Raw genomic sequence first — 23,686 nt, forward strand, 5'->3', positions numbered from 1 at the left:
AGGGGAACTTGCCCCCCGCCAAAAAAGCCCGGCCGGCGTGCGATTGTGCTGATTTAGACGGTTTCGCCCACGGGGGTTTTACAAGCGTGTCATATAGGCTGGCTTATACTCCCGGGTTCAGCTTTACATTTCTTCACATGTCTAAACGCGTACTGCTTTCGGGCGCAACCGGCCTGATTGGCGGCGAGTTAATGCTTCTTCTGGCCGCGCGCGGCATCTACAGCACCGCTGTGGTGCGCGCCGCCGATTCGAACCAAGCCCGTGACCGCCTCCTGGAGCGCCTCAAAAAGAGCGTTCTGTGGAAACCCGAGTTCGCCGAGATGGTGTCCGCCGAAGCCGGCGACGTCATAGAGCCCAACTTCGGCCTGAGCACGGCCGTGCTGCAGTCCGCCGACGTGATCCTGCATTCGGCGGCCAGCACTTCCTTCAAGCCCGGCGCAGGGGTTTACCCTATCAATATCAAGGCGGCCGAACAGTTTTCCGGCATCCTCAAAAACCTGGCCCCCTCGCAGCGCGGCTTTTTCGTCGGCACCGCGGCGGTCACCACCGAACCGCGCGGCGTGATCACGGAAGACATGCCCTTCGCCGGCTATGCCAATGACTACATTCGGTCCAAGCGCGACGCTGAAACCCTGTTGCGCGCCGCAGGCAGCCCCTTTGTCAGCCTGCGCCCCGGCATTGTGCTGTCGCGCGGCATTGACGACGCCAAGCTTTCCCGCAACATGCTGTGGTCGATTCCCGTGATGGCCGAATTGGGGGACGTTCCCCTGGATCCCCAGGCCAGGCTCGATTTCGCGCCGGTGGACTTCATCGCCGGCGCTTTCGCCGAAATGCTGCTCAAGGGCGAACTGGCCCACGACTGCTACCACGTGTCAACCGGCGAAGACTCCATGACGTTCAAAGTGCTGGCCGATGAGTTGACGGCCACCATGCCGGGCATAGGCAAGCTGGTGATGCGGGGGCGCGACTTCGTGCCGACACCCAAATTCGCCCGCCAGCGCTGGATGTTCGAGGCACTGCAACCCTACCTGCCTTTTTTGACAGCCGATGCGGTGTTCAGCAACGCGCGTTTGCGCGCTGAAATCGGCGCGGCGGCCGTTGCACCGGCGCCGGTCAGCTATTTAGGGGAGCTCCTGGGAACGTTCAGCCTGTCGGATGCCGTCCGGCAGATGTACACCCCCTGAAGCACAAAAACAACGCCACCGCTTTTGTAGAATGACCTCGAGGTTTGAACAAAGGTCAGCCGTCACGGCGATGGTGGGACAATGACGCTTTGCATATACGTACTGGTTGGGTGATGAATTCTGATTTGATCAAACTTTTTGCCGAGACATTTGGCATCAGCGAGGAAAAACTGCTGCCTGATGCCACGCTGGAAAGCCTTGGATTGGACTCCTTGGCGGTCATCGAATTCCTCTTCCAGATCGAAGACCAGTTCGGCATCCAGATTCCCGACCAGGCCAATCCGCCCCGGACCCTGGCTGAAATGGTTCAACTGATCGAGCCTTTGCTGCCATCGGGCAAGCCCGCCGCTTGAGCCCCTGGCGGGCGCCCCAGGACATCCATGCGTCGCGTTGCCATCACGGGTCTGGGCGTCATCTCCGCCGTGGGGACCGGCACCCCGGCTTTTTTTGACGCCCTGCTGACCGCCCGCTCCGGCATCCGCGCCGTAGACATTCCCTTTCCCACCGGCACCGAAAGCGTGCTGGCCGGCGCGATCGATTTTGATCCCGACCCTCATTTCCCGCGCGCCCGGCTGCTGACCATGGACCGGGTCAGCCAGTTTGCGCTGGTGGCGGGCCGCGAAGCCATGTCGCAGGCCGGCCTGGGGGACCCCGCCGCCGTACACAACAGCTTCGCCGCCGAGCGCTTTGGCGTGTCCCTGGGCACGGGCAGCGGCGGCGCGAGTTCCACCGATGTGGCTTACACGGCCCTGCTCGAGCAAAAGGTTGCCCGCCTGCGCCCCATGACCGTGGTGCTGGCGATGAACAACGCGATTGCCGCCCATGTATCCATGGAGTTCGGCCTGAAGGGGCCGAGCAGCACCATCTCCAACGCCTGCGCCTCCTCGGCCGCCTCCATCGGCGAGGCCTTCCGGCAAATCCGCCACGGCTATGCCGACGCCATGCTGGCCGGCGGCTCGGAGGCGCTGCTCAACCGCGGCACCATCAAGGCCTGGCAGGCCATGCACACCCTGGCCAAACCCCACCCCGAAGGCCCCGAAACATCCTGCCGCCCATTCTCTTCCGACCGCAGCGGCCTGGTGCTGGCCGAAGGCGCCGCCATGCTGGTGCTGGAAGAGTGGGAGAGCGCCAAACGCCGCGGCGCCACCATCCTGGCCGAGCTGTGCGGCTACGCCTCCACCACCGACGCCCACCACCTGACCCAGCCCGATGCCCAGGGCCAGGCGCGTGCCATGACGCTGGCACTGGCCGACGCGGAAATGCGGGCCTCCGACATCGGCTACCTCAATGCCCACGGTACCGCGACCGACGTGGGTGACGTGGTGGAAACCAGCGCCATCAAGCTGGCCTTCCAGGAACTGGCCTGGAGCCTGCCCATCAGCTCCAGCAAGGGCGTGCACGGCCATGCCATGGGCGCGGCTGGCGCCATGGAATTCATCGCGAGCGTGATGGCCCTGCGCGCCGGGCAACTGCCGCCCACGGCTTTTTTGCACCATCCCGATCCGCGCTGCGACCTGGACTACGTCCCGCTGACGCCACGCGGCGCCAAGGGCCTGCGCGCGGTGATGTCCAATTCCTTTGCCTTCGGCGGCTCCAATGCCGTGCTGATCGCCAGGAACGCCTGAGGCCGCCGCACCGGCCTCAAGCGCCGCCCGCGGCCCTGATTTTTTTCACCAGCGCGGTGGTCGAATAGCCGTCCACAAACGGGATCGCCCGGGCATCGCCGCCATAGGCCCTGACCACCGCAGTTTCCGCGAGCTTGTCCATGTCGTAGTCGCCGCCCTTGACCAGCAGGTCGGGCCGCAGCTCGGAAATCAGCTCCAGCGGCGTGTCCTCGTCGAACCAGGTGACCAGGCTCACGGACTCGAGCGCGGCCATCATGATGGCGCGGTCCTGCTCGTTGTTGAGCGGCCGGTCCGGGCCTTTGCCGAGCCGCCGGGCCGAAGCGTCGGTGTTCAGGGCCACCACCAGGCTGCCGCCCAGCGCGCGCGCCTGGGCCAGGTAGCTGGCATGCCCGCGGTGCAGCACGTCAAACACCCCATTGGTGAAGACGACAGGGCGGGGCAGCGCAGCCAGGCGCTGTGGCGCCTCCTCTCGGGAGACGATTTTTTTCAGGAATTCGGGGGGCTGGGGATGGCTGGGCATCCCGCGACTTTAACGGAAGGCCTGGGCCACGATCTCGACCAGCAGGCCGCCGTCCAACTGGGCGCCCACCACGGCGCGCTGGGGCCAGGCGGTGCTGTCCTCGCCTATCCACGCACGCCAGGCGGTGTCCAGATGCTTTTTGTGCCGCATGTCGGCCAGGAAGATCTGCACGCTCAGCAGCGATGCGCGCGAAGCACCCACGTGCGCCAGGTGGGCGTCAAGCATCTCCAGCGTCTGCAAAAGCTGTCCATCGAAATCCAGCTTGGCGTCGCTGGCGTTCGCCACCGCGAACACCTGCGCGCCGCGGGCAACCACCCGACTCCTGCCGCCGGCGCTGCTCGGCCAGCGCAGGTCCTGCATCATGCGCCGGCGGGCGAGGGCTTGGCGGCGGCGATGGAGTCGGCAAGCTCCTTGCCGATTTCCTTGCGGTAGCGGTTGAGCTCCTGCACGGTCTTGAAGCTCTGGTTCATCAACAGGCTCAGGTTGTGCAGGATGCGCTCAACCACCTTGCCCTCCCACACCGCGTCGAACTTGATCTGCGTGTCCAGCCAGTGCTCCAGCCATTCCGGGTTGGGCAGGCGGCTCTGGATGGTGTCGCGCGGAAACAGGCTCTTATTCACGTGCAGATTTGTCGGGTGCAGGGCCTGCGCCGTGCGGCGGGCGCTGGCCATCAGCACGCCGACCTTGGTGAAGGCGGTCTTCGCTTCATTGCCGAAATTGTTGATGGCGCGTTTCATGTAGCGCAGGTAAGCGCCGCCGTGGCGCGCTTCGTCCTGGCTCAGCTGGGTGTAAATCTGCTTGATGACCGGCTCGGTGTGCCACTCACTGGCACGGCGATACCAGTGGTTCAGGCGGATCTCGCCGCAAAAATGCAGCATCAGGGTTTCCAGCGCCGGAGCGGGCTCGAACTCGAAGCGAACCTCATGCAACTCTTTTTCGGTGGGCGCCAGGTCGGGCCGGAAGCGCTTGAGGTATTCCATCAGCACCAGCGAGTGCTTTTGCTCCTCGAAGAACCAGATCGACATGAAGGCCGAGAAATCGCTGTCATCCTTGTTGTCGCGCAGGAACATTTCCGTGGCGGGCAATGCGGACCATTCGGTGATGGCATTCATCTTGATGGTCTGGGCCTGCTCATCGGTCAGCTTGGCCGGGTCAAAACTGGCCCATGGAATGTCTTTGTCCATGTCCCAACGGACGGATTCAAGTTGTTTGAACAGTTCAGGGTAAAGCATATGAACTCCTTCGCGATCAAATTCGCGGATAAATCTGCCTTGGATACTGTTAGGCGCATCCTGGGTATTGGGGGTGATTTTAGGCGGCTAATGTGACAACTTGCGATTTGTCGGCAATTTACCGGCAAATCAGGCAAATTCAGGCCCATTCCGGCGTGTTTGCCTACGTGAGGCTCGATTCCGGCCGCATTTTTCACTCAAAAAGGCTTGAATCCCACAAGTGCCGCAACGCCTGCAGTGGGGTCTCCCGTCCAGGCGATTTGTGCCGCCAACCGAACAGCGCCAGAATGGACCGCCGTCAACCCACCGCCCCATTGCCCGTGAGTTTAACCATGCCCGCCTTCAAGCCCCGAAACCCCATGTGGGCCATGTTTTATGGCGGCGCCCTGCTGGCCGCCTCCCTCGCGTCGGCCGCTCCGGCTGGCCCGGCGCCCACCGCCTGCCCCGGTCTTTTGCAACAAAACTTTTTGCGCCTGCAGGACGAAAAGCCGCAGTCGCTGTGCCAGTACAGCGGAAAAGTGGTGGTCGTGGTCAATACCGCCAGTTTCTGCGGCTTCACGCCTCAATACCAGGGGCTGGAGGCGCTTTACGCCAGATACAAGGACCGGGGGCTGGTGGTGCTGGGCTTTCCTTCCAACGACTTTTCGCAGGAAACCGGCAGCAACAAGGAGATCGCGGACTTCTGCGAAAACACCTTCGGGGTGAAATTTCCGATGTTCACCAAGACCAGCGTAACCGGCAAAGACGCCAATCCGCTTTTCAAGCAGCTGGCGGCCAAAACAGGCACCACGCCGCGCTGGAATTTCTACAAATACGTGATCGCGCGGGATGGCAGCAGCGTCACCAGTTTCAACTCCACGGCCGATCCGGGCGGCCGATCCTTCATTCAGGAGATCGAGAAGCAACTTGTGGTGGCGCCATGAAGTGCGATGCCGTCCGAGGCCGTTTCGGCATGCCACACCGGCCGCTGCGTCGTTAACAAAAATTTACCTGATGCAGTGTGGCCGCGGGGAACTCCGGGCCGCTTGTGCGCTCATACTTAGGCAAGCGCATATTTGCTGTCACAAGCAGCGCTGGCACAAAACAGTTTCATTGTTGCGAAGCCTTCTGAGCCGTCCAGGCTTAGCTGCAATCCCGGGGCGCTCCTCCTCCTCCCTCCCTCCCTCGTTCGCGCCGGGGCGCTTCGCAGCATTTTTATATTCCAGCCAGCAAGGCCCCGCCCATGGGCGGCGTGCCCTTGCGCGTTGCGGTCCTTTGGCTGCGGGTGCTCACCCTCTGTTGCGGCGAGCGACCGGGCGGAAGCTCCCCTGTCTGATCAGCCCGGCGGAATCGTTTCCGCGAAGCTGGGGCGCTGCATCAGCTTGTCCTGCAGCCGGGTCAGGTTGGGATAGAGTTCGCGCCAGTTGACCTGCGTGAAGCGCAGATCAAGATAACCCAGCGCGCAGCCGACCGCCACGTCCGAGAGGCTGAAGTGGATGCCGCTGCAAAAGGCCTTGTCACCCAGGCCGGTGCTCATGGCCTTGAGGGTGGCGTCAATCTTGCCCATCTGGCGGTCAATCCAGGCGTCGCTGCGCTGCTTGGCGCCGCGGCCGCTCCAGGTGGCTTCCAGGCGCGCCAGGATGGCGGCGTCAATAAGGCCGTCGGCCAGGGCTTCCCAGGTCTTGACCTCGGCACGCTCACGGCCCTGGGTCGGAGTCAGCTTGCCGACAGGCGACAGGGTGTCCAGGTATTCGACGATCACGCGGGAATCGAACACGGCTTCGCCGCCTTCCATGACCAGGCAGGGCACCTTGCCCAGGGGGTTGGACGCGCTGATGGTGGTGTTCGCCGCCCAGACATCTTCCAGGATGAACTGGAAGTCGAGCTTTTTCTCGGCCATTACGATGCGCACTTTGCGCACATAGGGGCTGGTGGCGGATCCGATGAGTTTCATGGTGGTGTGAGATCGTGGTCCGAGGGAAGTGCATTCTATCGAGTAAGCCCGGGCCCCGGCTGACAGCTTCCTCCAAACGTCGCAAATCTGGACAGTCCCACAGGCCGGCCCCGGGGCCGCCCCTACAATTGGAGGATGAGCTCTTCCACCCCGTTTTCCACCATCAACGCCCTGTCCCCGCTGGACGGCCGCTACGCCGGCAAGCTTGCCCAGTTACGCCCCCTGATGTCCGAGCAGGGCTATATGCACCGCCGCGTCCAGGTGGAAGTGGCCTGGTTCATTGCACTGTCCGACGCCAAATTCGCCGAATTCAAGCCGCTGAGCCCGGGAGCCCGCACCTATCTGCTGGGCCTGGTGAAGAATTTTTCGGAAACCGACGCCGCAGCCATCAAGGACATCGAAAAAACCACCAACCACGACGTGAAAGCCGTCGAGTACTGGATCAAGTCCAAATTCGAGGCCAGGCCCGAACTCAAGGGCGCCAGCGAATTTGTGCACTTCGCCTGCACCAGCGAAGACATCAACAACACCAGCCACGCGCTGCAGCTCAAAAGCGGCCGCGACCTGGTGGTGCTGCCGGCGCTCGACAAGGTGATCGCCCAGTTGCGCGAGATGGCCCATCTGTTCGCCGCCGAGCCCATGCTCAGCCGCACGCACGGCCAGACCGCCAGCCCGACCACGGTCGGCAAGGAAATCGCCAACGTCGTGGTGCGCCTGGCCAATGCGCGCGAGAAGATCGCCGCCGTCAAGCTGATGGGCAAAATGAACGGCGCCGTGGGCAACTACAACGCCCACCTCTCGGCCTGGCCCGATTTCGACTGGGAGGCCTTCAGCCGCAGCGTCATCGAAACGCCCGAGCCGCTGGGCCTGGGCCTGACTTTCCAGCCCTACAGCATCCAGATCGAGCCGCACGACTACATGGCCGAGCTGTTCGACGCCGTGGCGCGCGCCAACACCATCCTGATCGACCTGGCCCGCGATATCTGGGGCTATGTGAGCGTGGGCTACTTCAAGCAGCGCTTGAAGGACGGCGAAATCGGCTCGTCCACCATGCCGCACAAGGTCAACCCGATCGACTTTGAAAACGCCGAAGGCAACCTGGGGCTGGCCAACGCGCTGCTGCGCCACCTGAGCGAAAAGCTGCCGATCTCTCGCTGGCAGCGCGACCTGACCGACTCCACCGTGCTGCGCAACATGGGCGTGGCGCTGGGCTATGCCGTGCTGGCCTACAACTCCATGAGCGTGGGCCTGAACAAGCTCGAGCTGAACCGCGAAGCGCTCAACGAGGACCTCAACAATTCCTGGGAAGTGCTGGCCGAGCCGATACAGACCGTGATGCGCCGCTACGGCGTGCAGGGCGCGTACGAAAAGCTCAAGGAAGTCACGCGCGGCAAAACCGTGAAGGCCGAAGACCTGCACGCGCTGATCCGTTCGCTGGAAATTCCCGAAGCCGAAAAAACCCGCTTGCTGGAAATGACGCCGGGTAGTTACGTCGGCCTGGCGGCCGAACTCGCAAAGCGCGTCTAGGCCGACACCGCGGGCGGCGTCGGCATGTCCGCGCCGCACTGCCAGCACTGCTCGAACCCGCCCTCCACGATCTCTCCGCAGGCGCACAGCCAGCGCCGTTGCGGCATGTTCTGCAGGCTGTGCAACAGCTCCTTCGCGCGCGCCTCTTCGTGGTCGTGCGTGAGCCAGACTTCGGGCAGGCACTGGTCGGGCGGCAGCTCGCCAGCCACACTGCCCAGGAAGTAGCGCTGCACGCTGGCCGCAAAGCCGGCCTGTCGCAGGGCGTCCACCCACAGCGCGGCAATAGCGATATTGGGGGCGCGGGCCAGTCTGAGCATGCAGGCAGTGTAGCCCGCTTCACAATCGCTCGCTACCAAATTGATAGCTGTTCTACCCGCGAAATCAGGTCTTTTCGTCGGCCGGGGCCGGCGCTTTCCCCTCCAGCGCCCGGTCGGCGTAGCGGCCGAAGCGCCAGGCGCTCGCCTCCTGTGTGATGCGCCGCCAGGTGGCACGCTTTTCGCCCGGCGTCATTTCGGGCCAGTGCTGCACTTCGTCGAAGGTACGGCCGCAGCCCTTGCACAGGGCGTCGCCCTGGCTGGTTGAGCAGATGGCGATGCAGGGCGTGTCGGCGGTGGTGTCGTACCAGGCCCGCCAGGCCGCGAGCGCCTTGGGCGGAAAGGTTTTTTCGTCGGCTTCATCCTCATGGTAGAAAACCATGAGCGCATAAACCTCGGCCAGGGCGCGCAGCTCGGGCGCCAACGTCACGCCGTCGGGCGAGGGCTTTTTGTCGCGCCAATAATTGATGGCGGCTTCGATATCGGTGATGTGGATGCCGGGCATGGGAAATAAGGTACCAAATTAGGGGGCTGGCCGCGTCAAGGAAGAAGGATGCGCGAAGCTGCAGAGCCGGGCCGTTCATTATCAGCCAGACGCCAAAATCGCTTTCCCCGCGCGGGTTTAGCCGCCATCAGCGAGATCGGGCTCCCAATCCCCAGAGGAATAGGGCCCCACAACCCAGCAGCCCCACCCACTTGGCCAGCGCCGCCACCGTCATGGCCAGACCCAGCAGCGGCTCCACCCCGGCCAGCAGCGGCCAGGGAAAGGCCGACACCAGGGCCAGCGTCAGCAGGTTTTCCGCGATGTCGCCCAACACGGCCGTCATGGCGGCCAGCCCCAGCGCATTGAGCAAGGCCGGCGGCCTGTGCCCGGCACGCTGTACACGCACGATGCGGGCAAACGCCCAGGTCACGGCGCGGGCCAGAATGCAGGCATAGGCAGCGATCAGACCGAAATCGGCCCACACGGCACCGGCCACGCGGTCGGCCGGCTGCGGCAGTGTGGCCAGCGGATAGGCCCAGGACGCCACCCAGTCGATCTGCCAGCGCGCCAGCGTCAGGTTGGCGGCCGCCGCCTGGCCCGCATCCCGGCCCAACGCCAGCAGGCACTCCCACAGCGTCATGCGGGCCGGCACAATGCCGCCGTTCAACAGCCCGCCCACCAGCAGCCAGAAAGCCACCGCCAAGGCCAACGCCACCAGTAGCCCCGCTACAGGCCGGCGGCGCGCCCAGACCGTATCAGCGGGAAAGGACAGGCCCAGCGCCGCCACCGAAGGATGCTCCAGCGGCACCACCTGCTGCGGCTTCCCGGCGTCCAGCACCACGTGCGGGTTGCGCTGCTGCAGGCCGGCCAGCGCCCACAAGGCCGTGGTGTAGGTCTGGCTGTGGATGCGGGGCTGGGGCGGCTGGCCGCCGGGGGTGGGTGGCGCCAGAGCAGCCAGCACCGCCTGCGTATCGAGCTGACCCGCGGCGTCCACCAAGCCGGCGCGCAAGCGCAACTGGCAGGCCCCTGCCTCCTGCAGCATCCAGAACAGCGGGTCGCGCGACAGGCGTGCCTCGGCCTGGGCGTAACCCCCGCCCACGTCGCAATGCGCACCCGAAAACCACAACTGGGCAATGCTCTGCCCGCCGGCCGCGTAGTCGTGCGCGGGATCCACGTAGTAGGGGCGCGGCTCGAAGGAACGGCGGTATTCGTCGAGGGCCAGTGCCTGGCGCACATGGTGAAAGCGCTTGCCGACAATCGTCGGCGAGGCGGTGATGGTACGGCTCAGCAAGGGCGCGCCCACAGAAGACACGGTCTCCCAGACACCGACAAACCAGACCGGCGCCGCACGGGTCTGCTCGGAGGCAAAGAGCCGGCTGATCTGGTCGCGGATCGCGGTGTACCTGCGCCCGCCGCGTTCGCGGTCCGAAAAATAGACGTGCAGCAGGGTAGGCACCAGGCCCTCCATCTCGGGGCGCAGCAGGCCGAATTGGGTGACCAGTCCGCCTATGCTGCGCGCCGTGAAGGCGCCGCGCGAAAAGCCGAACAGGAAAATCTGGTCGCCGGGCCGGTAATTGCGCATCAGGAACACATAAGCCTCGGCGATGTTTTCATACACGCCCTTGCCGAAGGCCAGGCCGTGCAGCCGCTCGAAAATACGGCTGATGCTGTCGGTCAGGGACGCGCCGGGCAGCTCGCCGGGGTTGCCCACGCCGGGGTCGTAATACAGCAGTTGGTCGTTGTCATCCGGCGCCAGCAGACCGCACAGCTTGGTGACGTTGGTGTCCCTGGCACCGCCAGTCAGGTTGTTGTTGGTGCCGTCGCAGCAGATGATCAATTGCCTGTTCATGGACGCGCTCCTTCACCGTGGATGGGAACGGGAGCAACCTTAAGCCCGGCGCGGGCCGCTGTCACCCTCCGGATGGAGGAGCCGGACGCACCCGGGCCCGGATGAACGGGGGGATTTGCAAAAAATCCATTTTTATTGTCAAATATCCAGACGAAGGGGAGTAACTCCCTCGTTTTGCTGCAATATTCGATAACAGACACCACAGCAAAATCGCTAACAGCAAGTCGTCATTACGAAGTTCACACTTCCGGCTTGTTGGGCATGCAGCGACACTGCATGTCGAGCCAGACCTTCGATTGAAACCTGAACAGGTTTGATCGAGGCGTTCGCGGCATCAGTCCCTGACCCGAACCATCCACAAACCTGTTCCGGTTTCACGAACCGGAAATCCGTCCATTCGGATTTCCAAGTCGAAACTTGACATGGAGTGTGAGCTTTGGAACTATTTACCGCCCCCTGGTGGTCCGCCTTGCTGGCGATCATCCTCATTGACCTGGTGCTCGCCGGCGACAACGCCATCGTGATCGCCCTGGCCGCGCGCAACCTGCCGTCCCACCTGCAGAAAAAAGCCATTGTCTGGGGCACTGTGGGCGCCATCGTGGTCCGCTCCGCCATGACCGTCGGAGTGGTGTGGCTGCTGAAAATCCCCGGCCTGATGCTGGTAGGCGGCTTGGGCCTGCTGTGGATCGCCTACAAGCTGCTGGCCGACCAGGGCGACAAGGAACACGACGGTCCCGTCGCCAGCACCTTCTGGGGCGCCATGAAGACCATTGTGGTGGCCGATGCCCTGATGGGCATCGACAACGTGCTGGGCGTCGCCGGCGCCGCGCATGGCTCTTTCGACCTGGTCGTCATCGGCCTGCTGGTGAGCATCCCCATCGTGGTCTTCGGCAGCACCATGGTGCTCAAGCTGGTGGAGCGCTTCCCCGTCATCATCAACATCGGCGCCGCCGTGCTGGCCTTCACCGCCGCCAAGATGATCGTGAGCGAACAGCTGCTCGACCCGATTTACGGCGGACCCGGGGCCTTGCCCTCCGCCGCCACCCTGCACACGGCCGCCCAGTGGGTCACCTATGCGGTGGCGGTGGCCGGCGTGCTCGGCGCGGGCTGGTGGGCCACCCGGCGCAACCGCTCGAGCCGCGACGCAGACCTGATCCCGCACTGAAACCCGCAACCAGCAAGCTTTCTAAAACGACGACAACTCAAGGAGAACTTCATGGACAACATCATCGTGTACGTTGACGACGCCGCATATGCCCTGCAGATGCTGCAACCCATGCTGCCCACAGGCGGCTCCCGCAACCCCACCCGCTGGATCGTGGTCGGCTGCGCACCCCGGGTGACGCACCGCGTCAGCAAATGGGTGACGCACAGCGCACGCGAAAGCTGGCGCGGCAAGTGGGCGGAAAAAGTCTTCGCCCAGCTGATGCCCCTGCTGGAACAAGAGGGTGACACAGTGCTGACCCAGCTGGCACAAACCACCCTGATCACCCAGACCGAGTCCCTGATCAAGCAGCATGGCGCGGCACGCGTGCTGGATGCGCGCCGGCCGAAGTTCGGCCAGGACATGCAGCCGGTCACGGCCTCGCAGGCCCAGGAAAGCCACGGGGTGCTGGGTTACGCCACCGCGCTGGCGGGCGCCGGCCTGCTGGTCGCGACCGACTGACCGGCCCGCCAGCCCTTGCCAATGCGCCCCCAGGGGCGCATTTTTTCTTTGGGCGGCCCGATGGTATTCTTTGGGTATGAAACTCATCCTCAAATGGATTTTCAGCGCGGCCGCCCTGCTGGCGGTCGCTTACCTGTATTCGGGCGTGGTGGTGAGCAGCTTTACCGGTGCGCTGATCGCGGCCGCCGTGCTGGGCGCGCTCAATATGGTGGTGCGTCCCATCCTCGTGCTGCTGACGCTGCCCGTGACGCTGGTGACGCTGGGGCTGTTCCTCTTCGTCGTCAACGCGCTCATGTTCTGGGCCGCGGCCGGCCTCACCAGCAACTTGATGAACGTCACGGGCTTCGTCGCCGCGCTGATAGGTTCGCTGATTTATTCAGCGCTGCAGCTAGTGATCGACTTTGTCCTGGAGCGCCTGTTCCTTGACAAGTGATTCCGTCTGGCGCGTTCGCGTGTCGAGGATGGAGCCTTCCATGTAATCCGCGCTGCCGGGGTTGCTGCGCATCAGGGCCTGTGCCGCCTTGAAACGGTCCAGCGCCGCCGGATAGTCCAGTTGCGCCGCCCGGCTTTCCGCGTCGGCCCGGATCGCCCGCACATTCTGGTTCTGGTTGCCGTAGGCGACCGCGAGCAGCTGCCAGGCGCTTGCATCCTTGGGATGCGCGGCCACCCAGGTCTGCAGCCGGCTTGACACATCCTGGGCCCGCTGCGCCGCCAGCAGCGAGCGTGCCTGGGTCAAAACCTCCGCGCGCGATGCCGCCTTTGAAATATCGAAGCTCGCGGCCGTGGCCGGGACCACGCCAGCCAGCAGGTCGATGTCGACGGCAAGCAAATCCGCCGCGCCGGCCGCCTGCGGCAGCTCCGCGACCAGCGGCCTGAGTTTTGCCAGCAGGCTTCGGGCGCCCGCGAAATCGCGCAGCTGCGCCGCCGCATACGCGCCCGCGTACATAACCCCGGCATCGCGCACGTTGTCCGCCGAGGCCGGTGACTGCAGGACCAGGGGGGCGCTGCGGCGCTGGGCCTCCGCCACCATGGACCGCAGCGCGTCAACCCCGGGCGCCGCCAGAATGCGCGCGCGCGAGGCCATCATCGCGTGCAGCACGCGAGCCTTGCCGGCCTCGAGCAGCTTTTCACGCGAAGGCTTTTCGGCCTCCGCGGAGGCCAGCTGCACGCGCGCCTGTGCTGCGGCAATCCGTTCGGTGGTCAGCGGATGGGAGCGCAGGTAGGGAAAGGAGCCGTTGTCGTTCAGGCGTGAGGCCTGCTGCAGCTTTTCGAACATGGTGGTCACGCCGCGGCTTTCAAAACCGGCATCGGTCATCACGCCGAACCCGATGCGGTCCGCTTCCCTTTCCATGTCCCTTGAGAAATTGAGCTGGTTTTGCACCGCGACTGCCTGGCCGCCGACGATGGCGGCACTGGCGGCATCGCCGTTTTTTCCGGCCGCCAGGGCGCCCAGAACCATGGCGGCAATCATCCACGGCGTCTGGCGCGATTGCTGCGTCAGCATGCGCGAAATATGCCGCTGCGTGACGTGGCTGAGTTCGTGGCCGAGCACCGCGGCCATTTCATCGGCATTGCCGACCGCGGCGATCAGGCCCAGATGCACGCCGAAATAACCGCCGGGCAAGGCGAACGCATTGATGCTGCGGTCCCGGATCAGGAACACCTGCCAGGCAAAGCGCTCTTCAAGCTCCGCATGCAGTTCCCCGCGCGTGCGCGCCGCGGCCACCAGTGGTTGCCAAATGCTTTGCAGGTAGTCGGTCAGCACCGGATCGTCGATGTAATCAGGGTCCCGGTAAATGCTCGCGGCGATGCGGTCGCCGATCCGGCGCTCCGCGGCGGCCGCCAGTTCGGAAGTCTCGCCCAGCGAGGGCAAGGAACCCGTCGTGGCGCCGGGCACGCTGGCGGGTGCCTGGGCCAGCGAGAAGTTGGCTGAGGCCGCCCATGCGAGCACAGCCAGCGCCAGTCGGCCCAAGACGGGGCCTCGCCTCGGCGGCCGGGTCTGTTTAGAACGAATCAATGGGTACAAAAGCGATGACCTCTGCGGTGTTGGTGTCCAGCAAGACCGTCCAGAATGTTTTCCGCCCCACCATGGGGATATAGCCTACAGGCTTGGCCTTGTCACTCCCTCCAGAGGCTGATTTCAACGCGGCATCAATTTCGCCCACCTGGGCCGGAAAGCGCTTCTTCAGGTCGTCCAGCGGCTTGGCACGCGCCAAAACCTGGGATTTACCCTGATCGTAGCGCTGCCAGAACCCGGGACGCGTGCCCAGGGGCTTACCCGCCAAGGCCTCAAAAGTCATTTCGGAACGCTCCTTGTCGTCCTTGAATTCGCGCACCGAGAGCAGCGTCGGCCCGGTCAAGGGCAGCGTGGCCAATCCGGCCGATGCCAGCCCCAACTCCTCTTTGGGCACCTCGATGGCATGGACCACCCTGAAACGGTCTATTTCAAACACCAGGTGCACTGGACGCACCACGAACACCGTCCATAGACCGTAGGCCAGGGCGACCAACTGGAGTAACCCTATCACCGTCAGGTCAAGCCGAAGCAGTTTGGCAGCCTTTTTGACATTAAACACCGCCAATGTGAGCAAAGGACCCATGACCACATCGACAGCCACCACGATCATGAACAGCTCGCGGCCGCCTGAGATTTCCCGGTAAGGGTAGGGGTACCAGACCACAAAAACCAGCGCCGCCGCGAGAGCGGCAATGGTCACACTGATACCAAAGTGAACACCCGCCGCCAGCAAACGGCTCTTGAGAGGACTCTGACTCGCAAACATGGTCTTATGATGAGGGCCCGTTGTAAAGGTTTCGTAAAAGCATGGCCTCCCCTCCCGCACTCACCCACTTTGACGGCCAAGGCCAGGCCCATATGGTTGACGTGGCGGGCAAGGCGGCCACACACCGTGTCGCCATTGCGCAGGGCCGTATCGTAATGAATCCGGCGACCTTGTCCATCATTCTTGAAGGCAACGCCAAAAAGGGGGACGTGCTGGGCATCTCGCGTGTCGCCGGCATCATGGCCGCCAAAAAAACCAGCGAACTGATTCCCCTGTGCCATCCGCTGGCCCTGACCCGCGTGGCCATCGACTTCCTGCCGCAGGAGAGCGATTCCAGCATCGCCTGCCGCGCCACCGTGGAAACCGTCGGTCCGACGGGGGTGGAGATGGAGGCCCTCACCGCGGTGCAAGTGGCGCTGCTCACGATTTACGACATGTGCAAGGCGGCCGACCGCGCCATGACCATCACCGACGTAAAGCTGCTCGAAAAACACGGCGGGAAATCCGGCAGCTTTACCAATCCCTGAGCTAAGGCAAGCGCTCCACGCCTTCGGGTATACCGGCCTTTGCCGCGGCCCAACGCGCGTGCTCCTTCGGGAAAGCCGCCCTGAAACGCGCCAGATGCATCAGGGCCTCGTCGTCGAGCCCCAGCATGACAGCGCTTTCAATCACTTTTTCGATCATGGACGGCTCAGGCGAGTAGTGCAGCAAGGCGGTCGCCGTATCGTAGGTCCACCGGGCGTTGTCCCGTGTCAACGGCGTCAGGTTCAGTTCGGCAAAACTAACCTGGTTGCGAAACAGCCATGAGTCCCGGATCTTGGCCAAAGTGCCGTCGCGGTAGGCCGCACTGCGGTCCTGCGGTGCCAGGTAAATCTGGCTGACCCGGTGGTAATCCCATGCGGCGTAGGCGCAACACACCATCGCCGCCGCGGCCAGCAGCCTCCTCAAAACAAGCGCTCTTGGCACGCCAGAAACCGGCGCGTCGTCGCTGCCGCGCCACAGCAAGCCTACACACAAGCCGAAAGCGATCTGGAACGGCCCGTACCACAGGGGGTATTCGAGCAGGCTGTGCAGCAGGATCACCGCCAGCACGCTCCAGGCCAGCTGGCGTGCGGCATCCGTCTCGCGCCAGGGCCGCCGCCGCACCACCCACCACCCGCCCAGGCCGCAAACCAGCAGCGCCACCGGAATGCCCAGCTCCACCGCCAGGTGCAAAGGCAGGTTATGGGCATTGTCCAGGATCTCGCAAAACCGCGGTCCGGCATACAAGGTGGCGTAATGCGCATAGTCCAGCTCCCCCCAGCCCCAACCCAGCCAGGGTTTCAGCGCGATCAGGTCCAGCACGTTAGACCACAGCACCATGCGGCTCGCGCATGCCAGTTCACCGCCGCGCAGCCGGGCCAGCATGCCATGCGCCGCCGGGTCCAACCCCAGCAGCCAGGGCAACGCCAGCGTCGCCACGGCATAGGCCAGCACCGCCGTGAGCAAAAGGCGCAAAACGGGGGGCTGGCGCCACGCCCCCCATATCCCCGCCAGGACACAGAGCACGACCAGCTCCAGCAAGCCCGCGCGCGAGGAAGACGCGGCGTTGCCGATCGCCAGCAAGAAAGCCCCCAGATACACCAGCCACTGGCGAGGCCCGTCGGTACCGCGCCGGCTGGCGACCCAAATCAGAGCCGCCAGGGCGATATTGGTGAGGCTGGCAAACTGATTGCGCTGGCGGAGGTTGGCAAACGCCTCTCCGGGCGCCGGCGTCTGGCTTACCCACGCCCCCAGCGCCGCCGTGGCGCCGAAGTATTGGAGCAGGCCTATCAGGCTGCTGAGCAGGCCCGCAAGCAGCCAGGCCCAGGCCGCCGCTGCCACCCAGCGCTGGGCAAAAGAAGCTTCACTTAAGGGCTGGCCCGAAACAGCGCGCAGCGGGGCCAGGCACACCAGGGCGGCCGCCGCGGCGAGCGAGACCAGCCAGGGCACCACGCCTGGCGAAGGGCCGGGCGCAAGCGGGTTAAGCCAGGGGAGTGCCAGAAAAAAGATGGCGATCAATTGCATAAAGGTAGGACGCCGGAAGGCTCGAAACGATCACTCACCCGAAACGATGAGAACAAGACCGAAGCTTGCGAGATTAACTGATCCGGGGACTGGGAATTTGCATCGGCACGGGCAAATGGCAAGCAGGCAATCAGGCCAATCCCCAGCCGCCGGTCCGCCGGCTTGCACCGGCAAGACATTCGAAGCGCAACAGCAGCGACTTTTCAGGCTCTCATGCGTTAGCATCGTGCCGTTACGCCTTGGAACCATGTAAGAACAAGGCTTTTCGCGCCGGTACCGCCATCCATCACCGAAAACCATGCACACCCCCCGTGAACAAGCGCGATCCAAGCTCCCTCGAGCCGGGCTTGCTACCTTAGCCGCTGGAGCGCTTGCCAGACCATGAGCTCGGATGTTTTCAACCCTCTTCGGATCATTTCCGATATCTGGCGCCACCGCTACCTGCTCGGCCAGCTCATCAAACGGGATGTGCTGTTGCGCTACAGAGGCGCGATGTTCGGGGTGTTGTGGATTTTCCTCAGCCCATTGCTGATGCTGGCGATCTTTGCCTTCATCTTCGGCGAGGTCTTCCAGACGCGCTGGCCCCAGCAAGATAGCGGCCTGCCGTTCTGGTTGCTGCTCTACAGCGGCCTGATCACTTTTAATGTCTTCGCCGAAACCGTCTCCCGTGCGCCGGCATCCGTACGCGGCTATCCCAGCTTTGTGAAGAAGATCATCTTTCCCGTGGATATCCTGCCGGTTGTTCCGCTGGGGGCCGCCCTGGTCCACGGCACGTTCAACTTCCTGATCCTTGTGGCAGCGCTGGCATGGGTGGGCGGCCTGCACGGCCAGATCGTGCTCTTCCCGCTTCTGCTGCTTCCAGTTGTGCTGCTGGCCCTGGGACTCTCGTGGTTTGTGGCGGCCTGGGGCGTATTCATCAAGGACATGACCCAGATCCTGCCGGTGTTTGTGCAAATGCTGATGTTTCTGTCACCGGTCTTTTATCCGATGAGTGCGGTACCGGCCGCCTTGCGCCCCGTTTACCACTACAACCCCCTGGGCATAGTCATCGAAGCCTCACGCGCTGTCGTCACCGGGCAGGCCATTGACTGGAACGCATGGACCATGGCGCTCGGTTTTTGCCTGCTTGTGTCGGTGCTGGGCTACGCCTTCTTCCAGCACAGCCGGGAGGAGTTCGCCGATGCACTCTGATGTCGCCATTTCCGTCAAGAACCTGACCAAGACTTACCGCATCTTCGGTCACCCTGGTGACCGGATCAAGCAGGCGCTCACCTTCGGCCGGATGCGTTTTCACCGCGAATTTACCGCGCTGAAAGATGTCTCTTTTGAGATCAGGAAAGGGGAAACGGTCGGCATCATTGGCCGCAATGGATCTGGAAAAAGCACGCTGCTGCAGTTGATCTGCGGAATTCTGAAACCGACCTTGGGCTCAGTCCAAACGAATGGACGAGTTTCGGCGTTGCTGGAGTTGGGAGCGGGTTTCAATCCGGAGTTCACAGGACGGGAAAACGTTTATTTCCAGGGTGCGGTGATGGGCCTCAAGCGTTCCGAAATAGATGAACGCTTTAACGAAATTGCCGGGTTCGCAGATATAGGAGAGTTTATTGATCAGCCTGTAAGGATTTATTCCAGCGGCATGTTTGTCCGGCTCGCGTTCGCAGTAGCTGTCAACGTTGACCCGGACGTCCTGATTGTGGATGAGGCTTTGGCCGTGGGAGACATGGAATTTCAGGAGCGATCCATCTCGCGGATGAAAAGCTTGCAAAGCGCCGGAACCACCATTCTTCTCGTGACCCATGCCATGCCCGCAGTCAGAAACTTTTGCCAACGGGCGATCTGGCTGGATGACGGAACGGTGATGCAAAGCGGCGAGGCTTCCCAAGTTTGTGCTGCCTATCAGGAGCGGATCAATCAAGATGTCCGTAGACAAAATCAGACGAGAGACTCCCTCCCCGCCCCTCAAGAGAATCGGGACGATTTTCCGTCAAGGCAAGGCAAGATCATCTCCATCGCAAAGGCCGAAGTGGAAAACAGGCGACTGGATGTCGGCGGGAGTTTGGCACTGCGCTTTTCGTTGCGCTTTTCCGGGTTAAAACCGGCGCCGGCTGAATTTGGCCTGGGGGTGCAAATCCACAATGATCAAGGCAAATTGATCGCAATTTTTAACACTCTCCGGGACAATATTTTTCTCTCCGGCACAGCGCAAGACATTAGCCTTTGTTTGCCCAATATCGGATTTATGCCTGGTCACTATTGGGTTTCAGCGAATGTTTGTGATCGTGACGCCATGTTCGCTTACGATGAGTTTGAGAGGTGCGCTTCATTTGAGGTCTTGGATGAGTTCAACCACAAGGGAATTCCTCGATGGGAAGGAGAGGTCGCCTGTGCGCATACCTGGCTTTGGTAAATGGCATCTGCGCAAGTCCGAAACCGTCGTGATCGGCAACAAGGCGCTACTATCGGGAAAACACGACTTAATTGGAATCACTCGGGTTCGCAATGAATCCCTCATACTTCGGGACACTCTGAACTACATCGGAGCACAAGTTGATGCGATTGTTGCTTATGATGACGCAAGTACCGACGATACGCTTGAGATCCTTCGAAGCCACCCAAAAGTTGCGATGGTCGTCGCAAATGCCTTGTGGGAAAGTGACGCGGTGGCACGGCTTTCTGCCGAAACACGACACAGAGGACTTTTGCTTCAGCTGGCGCGCTCAAAGTTGAATTTCGACTGGACCCTTTGTTTTGATGCCGACGAACGGATTACAGGCGATTTGCGCGGATTCATTGGCAGCGCCCCTGCCAGTCGATGCAATGGCGTGCGGGTCCGACTGTTCGACGCTTACATGACAGCCGACGATCACGCCCCCTTTCGACAGGGACAGCGCTTGCTCGGCTTTCGACGATTTTTCGGCCCCGAACAAAGAGATATCTTGATGTTGTGGCGAAACCTTCCGACGGTGCGATATGAAGGACTTGACTCCAGAGAGCCCACCGGGGTCGATCAAGTCACTACGGATTTTTTCTGCCAGCACTATGGAAAAGCCATTTCCGTCGAACAATGGGAAGAAACCTGCGACTACTATGTCCGACATTTTCCGGCTGAGACCTATGGACAGAAATGGCTGGCTCGCAAAGGGCATGCGATACATGCGCGGTCCGATTTCGCGAGACCATTGTTCGAATGGGGACCATCTCTTTTCGGCAATTCAGTCCAGATAGGCCCGCCGGCCCCCGAGGCCTCAGAAGACCATAAAGACGGACCTGCGCCCAATTGAACGCCACTCCTGTCAAGCGCGCACTTATCGCAACTCACAATCTGGTCGGCTATGCAGGCTCGGAAGTGTTTACGCTCGAGCTCGCTGTCGAACTGCGCGGTATGGGCTGGGAGGTTCTGGTTGCGGCTTTGATGACAGGCGATCCCATGGCACCAGAATTTGAGAACCGCGGTTTTCGAATTGTTGATTTGCTTACTGAATCGTCGGCTATTGAAGGTATCAAGTTCGACTTGGCATGGATTCATCATGCGCCGGTTTTTTATGAGGTTTTTTTAACACAGAAGATCGAGGCAGGCACTGTCGTTTTCTGCAGCCTCTCTCATTTTGAGCCGCTTGAAGCGGTGCCCGCCTACCGGGATAAATTCGACCTGTTGCTGGCCAATTCCATTGAGAATAAAACCCACATCAAAGAAACCCTTGGATTAGACGAAAGCCAAATTGTCGTTTTCCCCAATGCCGTTCCCAGCAATTACCGAGGTCTGCGCAACAAGGTCAATAGCCCTTCCGTGAGGCAGGTAGCCATCATTAGCAACCATCCACCTCTCGAAGTACTGGAAGCAGGGGCTCTTCTTGAGAACCAAGGAGTGGCGATCACGCACATTGGCACGGGTGGCACTCCGACACTGATGAGTCCCAGCCTGCTGCTTAACTACGACGCCGTGATAACCATCGGGAAAACCGTCCCCTATTGTTTTGCATTGGAGATTCCCGTCTATTGCTACGATCATTTTGGCGGGCCCGGCTGGTTGACTGAAGCAAACTTCGACATTGCCAGTCGGAACAATTTCTCCGGCAGGGGATTTTTTAAGAAAACTCCCGCAACCATTGCAGATGAGGTCCTGGCAGGATATCGCGACGCCCTCGGCCGGCTCAATGCGTACATGACGCTGGCCGAGAAGTTCCTTAGCCTGCGAAAGAACTTGGCTTCTCTTTTTACCCACCCCAGAATTGCGTATTCGGAGAAGGAAAATACGATCAATGTCGGCCAGATTTTGACGCAACATGCGCAATACATTCGACTCGTAAAAATACTGCGCGGCCGAGAAGCGGAACTTTCGGGATTCCACAAAGAACTGTTGCGCATCAAATCCACCGTTTCGTGGCGCATTACAAAGCCGCTACGATTTATCTGGAACAAGCTTTTTCTACGCGCCAAATAGCGAGCGCCCGAATCTCGATCACGACTGACGGAAGACGCTATATTAGTCGGCCGTGCGAAGATCGAGGCCGCGCCTTTGCCACCAGTTGCAGCCGCATGGTACGCCTGCTCACCCGACGTGTCGAAGCTCGGCCGATCATTGGATATGGGGCGTATAGCTCGCTTGCGTCTTATATTGAATGGCTGTTGTTGAGGCGAGAAGGAACTATGGGTTACGCACAATGATGCATCCAAACCACGAGACTATCGATCGCCTGCCGATCATTGATCTGTCGGCGGTCACTTACAACTCATCAAAATGGATAGCCGGTTTTTTCGGAAGCCTCGTCGAGCAGGACTATCCGCTCGACAGGATCAGAGTGTTTGTCAGAGACAATCATTCAAGCGATGACACCGTCGCAGCCTGCCGCCAAGCGGCCTTGTCTTATGGCAAGCTGTTTCAGGAATTCCATATCACCACAGGAGAAAATCTTGGCTTTGGCCGTGGGCACAACCACAATCTGGAGCAAGGCAACGCAGCTTATTTTCTCGTCACCAATGTAGATCTGGAGTTTTCTTCGGATTCACTTCGGCAGGTGGTCTCCATGGCCGCGGCCGACACTCCGGACGTGGCATCCTGGGAGTTCAGACAAAAGCCTTTCGAGCATCCGAAGTGGTACAACCCCGTCAGTCTCGAAACGCACTGGTCCTCAAGTGCCTGCATACTTTTCCGCCGATCGGCGCTCCGAGCGGTTGGCGGTTATGAGAAGCGCATGTTTATGTACGGCGAGGATGTGGAACTCTCCTACCGTCTGCGCGACCACGGATATAAGCTTAAGTACTGCCCCAAAGCCGTCTGTTGGCACTATAGCTACGAAACACCAGGGCAGTTAAAGCCTATTCAGTTTTTCGGAAGCACCCTCGCCAATTTCTATATTCGGTTGCGCTACGGCTCGCTTCCTCAAGTTCTGATGGGGGTCTTTTTGCAGCTCACGCTGTACCTGTTTCACCCCCCTGTTCCGCGCCTTTGGAATGGACTGCTGCGCAACGGCTTATCTATGATTCGCAACGCCCCCTACTTTCTTCTTTCGAGAAAAAAGAGTAAGGAGCTTTTTCCTCTGTCCGGTTGGGACTATGAGCGCGCGCGAGAAGGGGCATTTTATTCATACCCGAAGTCGCCAGCCTCTGCGCTTCTGGTCAGCGTCGTGATGCGAACGTATCGGGGAAGGCTTGCCTGGCTGCGAGAAGCGGTGGGTTCGGTGCTGAACCAAACCCATCCCAGTATCGAATTGATCGTGGTGGAAGACGGGTCGGATGAGGCTGAACCCTACCTGAGGGAGGTAGCCGGAACCGGCCGACTTGCTTCCGTGGTTTACCGGGCATTGCCCAAGGTGGGCCGCTGCAAAGCAGGCAATGCGGGGCTAGAGTTGGCGTCCGGGGAGTTCCTGGTTTTTCTCGACGACGACGATCTTTTCTTTGCTGAACATGTTGAAACCTTGATCGCTGAACTGGTGGCGCGACCGGACCTTGGCGCCACGTACTCATTGGCTTATGAAGTTCCAACTGAAGTTCATTCTCAGAGTCCTCTGCACTACGAGGAAGCGAGGCAGGACATCATCCACCGGCAGCCCTTTTCTCGTTCCATACTGTGGCACCACAACTATTTGTCCATTCAGGCGGTTTTGTTTCGGCGAGCCCTGTACGAACAGTACGGCGGCTTCGATGAATCCATGGAGAACCTGGAAGATTGGAACTTGTGGACGCGTTACTCGCTTCGACACGATTTTTTGCTTGTGGAAAAGGCAACTTCTCTCTATCGAGTACCTGCGAACCGAAAAAAATCCCGGGATCGGCAATTGCAACTTGATGCGTATTACGCCCTAGCCCAAAGGAAGCAGGAGGAAATGATTGTTTCTCTCAGTCCTGCCGATGTCATCAGGTACGCGACCGAGCTCTCCGACAATATCTATGCGGTTGTGATACCGAAATCCCGAATAAGAAATTTACTGGTAAGAAGCCGGTGGCTTAATATTTTCTACTACGTAGCGATCAAAGTCGTCACCAAGATTCGGGCCAGGCAACGTCAGGTTCGCCGAACTTGAGC

24 protein-coding genes are annotated in these 23,686 nt (G+C 61.4%); 14 read left to right on the forward strand and 10 right to left on the reverse strand.

Annotated features, from left to right (window positions below; all coding sequences use genetic code 11):
* Positions 1 to 137: 137 nt before the first annotated feature.
* From PMI15_RS14240 to PMI15_RS14250, 3 genes are read left to right on the forward strand one after another with little or no spacing between them, the layout of a single operon-like run.
* Entirely contained in the window at positions 138 to 1,184 is a 1,047-nt protein-coding gene (locus PMI15_RS14240; protein ID WP_007870137.1) for an SDR family oxidoreductase, read from the forward strand.
* Positions 1,185 to 1,228: 44 nt separating this feature from the next.
* The gene (locus tag PMI15_RS14245; protein WP_238541126.1) at positions 1,229 to 1,537 is read left to right on the forward strand and encodes an acyl carrier protein; all 309 of its coding nucleotides are present in this window, start codon (positions 1,229 to 1,231) and stop codon (positions 1,535 to 1,537) included.
* Positions 1,538 to 1,564: 27 nt separating this feature from the next.
* The gene (locus tag PMI15_RS14250; protein ID WP_007870143.1) at positions 1,565 to 2,809 is read left to right on the forward strand and encodes a beta-ketoacyl synthase; all 1,245 of its coding nucleotides are present in this window, start codon (positions 1,565 to 1,567) and stop codon (positions 2,807 to 2,809) included.
* A gap of 16 nt (positions 2,810 to 2,825) precedes the next feature.
* Here PMI15_RS14250 and rfaE2 read toward each other — a convergent pair whose 3' ends face one another.
* From rfaE2 to PMI15_RS14265, 3 genes are read right to left on the reverse strand one after another with little or no spacing between them, the layout of a single operon-like run.
* A complete protein-coding gene (gene rfaE2 / locus PMI15_RS14255) occupies positions 2,826 to 3,329 on the reverse strand; it encodes a D-glycero-beta-D-manno-heptose 1-phosphate adenylyltransferase (RefSeq protein WP_007870145.1) in 504 nt (167 codons plus the stop codon).
* A gap of 9 nt (positions 3,330 to 3,338) precedes the next feature.
* Complete coding sequence (locus PMI15_RS14260; protein ID WP_007870148.1) at positions 3,339 to 3,692, reverse strand: Rid family hydrolase; 354 nt, start codon at positions 3,690 to 3,692, stop codon at positions 3,339 to 3,341.
* On the reverse strand, positions 3,689 to 4,561 hold the full coding sequence (locus PMI15_RS14265; RefSeq protein ID WP_007870151.1) for a hypothetical protein: 873 nt from the start codon (positions 4,559 to 4,561) through the stop codon (positions 3,689 to 3,691). Before PMI15_RS14265 ends, PMI15_RS14260 begins: the two co-directional genes overlap by 4 nt.
* A gap of 359 nt (positions 4,562 to 4,920) precedes the next feature.
* On the opposite strand from PMI15_RS14265, the gene PMI15_RS14270 reads away from it, so the two are divergent.
* The gene (locus PMI15_RS14270) at positions 4,921 to 5,484 is read left to right on the forward strand and encodes a glutathione peroxidase (RefSeq protein WP_051001975.1); all 564 of its coding nucleotides are present in this window, start codon (positions 4,921 to 4,923) and stop codon (positions 5,482 to 5,484) included.
* A 392-nt stretch (positions 5,485 to 5,876) separates the two neighbouring features.
* Here the strand turns inward: PMI15_RS14270 and PMI15_RS14275 are convergent, their stop codons facing one another.
* Positions 5,877 to 6,494, reverse strand: coding sequence for a glutathione S-transferase family protein (locus tag PMI15_RS14275; protein ID WP_007870157.1), 618 nt, complete (start codon positions 6,492 to 6,494; stop codon positions 5,877 to 5,879).
* A gap of 135 nt (positions 6,495 to 6,629) precedes the next feature.
* On the opposite strand from PMI15_RS14275, the gene purB reads away from it, so the two are divergent.
* A complete protein-coding gene (gene purB / locus PMI15_RS14280) occupies positions 6,630 to 8,021 on the forward strand; it encodes an adenylosuccinate lyase (protein ID WP_007870160.1) in 1,392 nt (463 codons plus the stop codon).
* Here the strand turns inward: purB and PMI15_RS14285 are convergent.
* The 3 genes from PMI15_RS14285 to PMI15_RS24070 all read right to left on the reverse strand — a co-directional run bounded on the left by PMI15_RS14285 (position 8,018) and on the right by PMI15_RS24070 (position 10,668).
* Positions 8,018 to 8,338 carry a hypothetical protein gene (locus PMI15_RS14285; RefSeq protein WP_007870163.1) on the reverse strand — a complete coding sequence of 107 codons (321 nt, stop codon included), beginning with the start codon at positions 8,336 to 8,338 and terminating at the stop codon, positions 8,018 to 8,020. The genes purB and PMI15_RS14285 overlap by 4 nt on opposite strands.
* A 64-nt stretch (positions 8,339 to 8,402) precedes the next feature.
* A complete protein-coding gene (locus PMI15_RS14290) occupies positions 8,403 to 8,840 on the reverse strand; it encodes a DUF3717 domain-containing protein (RefSeq protein WP_007870165.1) in 438 nt (145 codons plus the stop codon).
* 127 nt (positions 8,841 to 8,967) lie between these two features.
* Entirely contained in the window at positions 8,968 to 10,668 is a 1,701-nt protein-coding gene (locus tag PMI15_RS24070; RefSeq protein WP_007870168.1) for a DUF2235 domain-containing protein, read from the reverse strand.
* 436 nt (positions 10,669 to 11,104) lie between these two features.
* On the opposite strand from PMI15_RS24070, the gene PMI15_RS14300 reads away from it, so the two are divergent.
* The 3 genes from PMI15_RS14300 (at position 11,105) to PMI15_RS14310 (ending at position 12,767) form a co-directional block, all read left to right on the forward strand.
* Positions 11,105 to 11,833, forward strand: coding sequence for a TerC family protein (locus tag PMI15_RS14300; RefSeq protein ID WP_007870169.1), 729 nt, complete (start codon positions 11,105 to 11,107; stop codon positions 11,831 to 11,833).
* A 51-nt stretch (positions 11,834 to 11,884) separates the two neighbouring features.
* Complete coding sequence (locus tag PMI15_RS14305; RefSeq protein WP_007870172.1) at positions 11,885 to 12,334, forward strand: hypothetical protein; 450 nt, start codon at positions 11,885 to 11,887, stop codon at positions 12,332 to 12,334.
* A 76-nt stretch (positions 12,335 to 12,410) separates the two neighbouring features.
* Positions 12,411 to 12,767, forward strand: a complete 357-nt coding sequence (locus PMI15_RS14310) for a phage holin family protein (protein ID WP_007870174.1) — start codon at positions 12,411 to 12,413, stop codon at positions 12,765 to 12,767.
* Here PMI15_RS14310 and PMI15_RS14315 read toward each other — a convergent pair.
* Positions 12,723 to 14,306, reverse strand: a complete 1,584-nt coding sequence (locus tag PMI15_RS14315; RefSeq protein ID WP_007870175.1) for a M48 family metalloprotease — start codon at positions 14,304 to 14,306, stop codon at positions 12,723 to 12,725. The genes PMI15_RS14310 and PMI15_RS14315 overlap by 45 nt on opposite strands.
* A 31-nt stretch (positions 14,307 to 14,337) precedes the next feature.
* Positions 14,338 to 15,117 carry a TfpX/TfpZ family type IV pilin accessory protein gene (gene tfpZ, locus PMI15_RS14320; protein WP_007870177.1) on the reverse strand — a complete coding sequence of 260 codons (780 nt, stop codon included), beginning with the start codon at positions 15,115 to 15,117 and terminating at the stop codon, positions 14,338 to 14,340.
* A 41-nt stretch (positions 15,118 to 15,158) separates the two neighbouring features.
* Between tfpZ and moaC the strand changes: the two genes are divergently transcribed.
* On the forward strand, positions 15,159 to 15,644 hold the full coding sequence (gene moaC, locus PMI15_RS14325) for a cyclic pyranopterin monophosphate synthase MoaC (protein WP_007870179.1): 486 nt from the start codon (positions 15,159 to 15,161) through the stop codon (positions 15,642 to 15,644).
* 1 nt (position 15,645) lies between these two features.
* On the opposite strand, the gene PMI15_RS14330 is transcribed toward moaC, so the two are convergent.
* A complete protein-coding gene (locus PMI15_RS14330) occupies positions 15,646 to 17,163 on the reverse strand; it encodes a PglL family O-oligosaccharyltransferase (protein ID WP_007870182.1) in 1,518 nt (505 codons plus the stop codon).
* A gap of 381 nt (positions 17,164 to 17,544) precedes the next feature.
* On the opposite strand from PMI15_RS14330, the gene PMI15_RS14335 reads away from it, so the two are divergent.
* The 5 genes from PMI15_RS14335 (at position 17,545) to PMI15_RS14350 (ending at position 23,684) form a co-directional block, all read left to right on the forward strand.
* Positions 17,545 to 18,354, forward strand: coding sequence for an ABC transporter permease (locus tag PMI15_RS14335; protein WP_007870185.1), 810 nt, complete (start codon positions 17,545 to 17,547; stop codon positions 18,352 to 18,354).
* A complete protein-coding gene (locus PMI15_RS14340) occupies positions 18,344 to 19,570 on the forward strand; it encodes a polysaccharide ABC transporter ATP-binding protein (protein ID WP_007870187.1) in 1,227 nt (408 codons plus the stop codon). Before PMI15_RS14335 ends, PMI15_RS14340 begins: the two co-directional genes overlap by 11 nt.
* On the forward strand, positions 19,548 to 20,444 hold the full coding sequence (locus tag PMI15_RS24405; RefSeq protein WP_007870188.1) for a glycosyltransferase family 2 protein: 897 nt from the start codon (positions 19,548 to 19,550) through the stop codon (positions 20,442 to 20,444). Before PMI15_RS14340 ends, PMI15_RS24405 begins: the two co-directional genes overlap by 23 nt.
* Positions 20,441 to 21,604 carry a glycosyltransferase family 4 protein gene (locus PMI15_RS14345; protein ID WP_157214629.1) on the forward strand — a complete coding sequence of 388 codons (1,164 nt, stop codon included), beginning with the start codon at positions 20,441 to 20,443 and terminating at the stop codon, positions 21,602 to 21,604. The genes PMI15_RS24405 and PMI15_RS14345 overlap by 4 nt, the downstream gene beginning before the upstream one ends.
* Before the next feature lie 223 nt (positions 21,605 to 21,827).
* Positions 21,828 to 23,684: a glycosyltransferase family 2 protein gene (locus tag PMI15_RS14350; protein WP_238541127.1), complete on the forward strand. Its 1,857-nt coding sequence runs from the start codon at positions 21,828 to 21,830 to the stop codon at positions 23,682 to 23,684.
* Positions 23,685 to 23,686: the final 2 nt, after the last annotated feature.

The organism is Polaromonas sp. CF318 (assembly GCF_000282655.1).
In the GTDB taxonomy this organism is placed as follows: Bacteria; Pseudomonadota; Gammaproteobacteria; order Burkholderiales; family Burkholderiaceae_C; genus Polaromonas.

Coding starts and splice junctions, on each gene's coding strand:
- rfaE2 (WP_007870145.1), bottom strand. CDS start 3,329: ATGCCCAGCCATCCCCAGCCCCCCGAATTCCTGAAAAAAATCGTCTCC.
- PMI15_RS24070 (WP_007870168.1), bottom strand. CDS start 10,668: ATGAACAGGCAATTGATCATCTGCTGCGACGGCACCAACAACAACCTG.
- PMI15_RS14335 (WP_007870185.1), top strand. CDS start 17,545: ATGAGCTCGGATGTTTTCAACCCTCTTCGGATCATTTCCGATATCTGG.
- PMI15_RS14310 (WP_007870174.1), top strand. CDS start 12,411: ATGAAACTCATCCTCAAATGGATTTTCAGCGCGGCCGCCCTGCTGGCG.
- tfpZ (WP_007870177.1), bottom strand. CDS start 15,117: ATGTTTGCGAGTCAGAGTCCTCTCAAGAGCCGTTTGCTGGCGGCGGGT.
- PMI15_RS14330 (WP_007870182.1), bottom strand. CDS start 17,163: ATGCAATTGATCGCCATCTTTTTTCTGGCACTCCCCTGGCTTAACCCG.
- PMI15_RS14290 (WP_007870165.1), bottom strand. CDS start 8,840: ATGCCCGGCATCCACATCACCGATATCGAAGCCGCCATCAATTATTGG.
- PMI15_RS14265 (WP_007870151.1), bottom strand. CDS start 4,561: ATGCTTTACCCTGAACTGTTCAAACAACTTGAATCCGTCCGTTGGGAC.
- PMI15_RS14240 (WP_007870137.1), top strand. CDS start 138: ATGTCTAAACGCGTACTGCTTTCGGGCGCAACCGGCCTGATTGGCGGC.
- PMI15_RS14350 (WP_238541127.1), top strand. CDS start 21,828: ATGCATCCAAACCACGAGACTATCGATCGCCTGCCGATCATTGATCTG.
- PMI15_RS14270 (WP_051001975.1), top strand. CDS start 4,921: ATGTGGGCCATGTTTTATGGCGGCGCCCTGCTGGCCGCCTCCCTCGCG.
- PMI15_RS14275 (WP_007870157.1), bottom strand. CDS start 6,494: ATGAAACTCATCGGATCCGCCACCAGCCCCTATGTGCGCAAAGTGCGC.
- purB (WP_007870160.1), top strand. CDS start 6,630: ATGAGCTCTTCCACCCCGTTTTCCACCATCAACGCCCTGTCCCCGCTG.
- PMI15_RS14250 (WP_007870143.1), top strand. CDS start 1,565: ATGCGTCGCGTTGCCATCACGGGTCTGGGCGTCATCTCCGCCGTGGGG.
- PMI15_RS14260 (WP_007870148.1), bottom strand. CDS start 3,692: ATGATGCAGGACCTGCGCTGGCCGAGCAGCGCCGGCGGCAGGAGTCGG.
- PMI15_RS14285 (WP_007870163.1), bottom strand. CDS start 8,338: ATGCTCAGACTGGCCCGCGCCCCCAATATCGCTATTGCCGCGCTGTGG.
- PMI15_RS14340 (WP_007870187.1), top strand. CDS start 18,344: ATGCACTCTGATGTCGCCATTTCCGTCAAGAACCTGACCAAGACTTAC.
- PMI15_RS14305 (WP_007870172.1), top strand. CDS start 11,885: ATGGACAACATCATCGTGTACGTTGACGACGCCGCATATGCCCTGCAG.
- moaC (WP_007870179.1), top strand. CDS start 15,159: ATGGCCTCCCCTCCCGCACTCACCCACTTTGACGGCCAAGGCCAGGCC.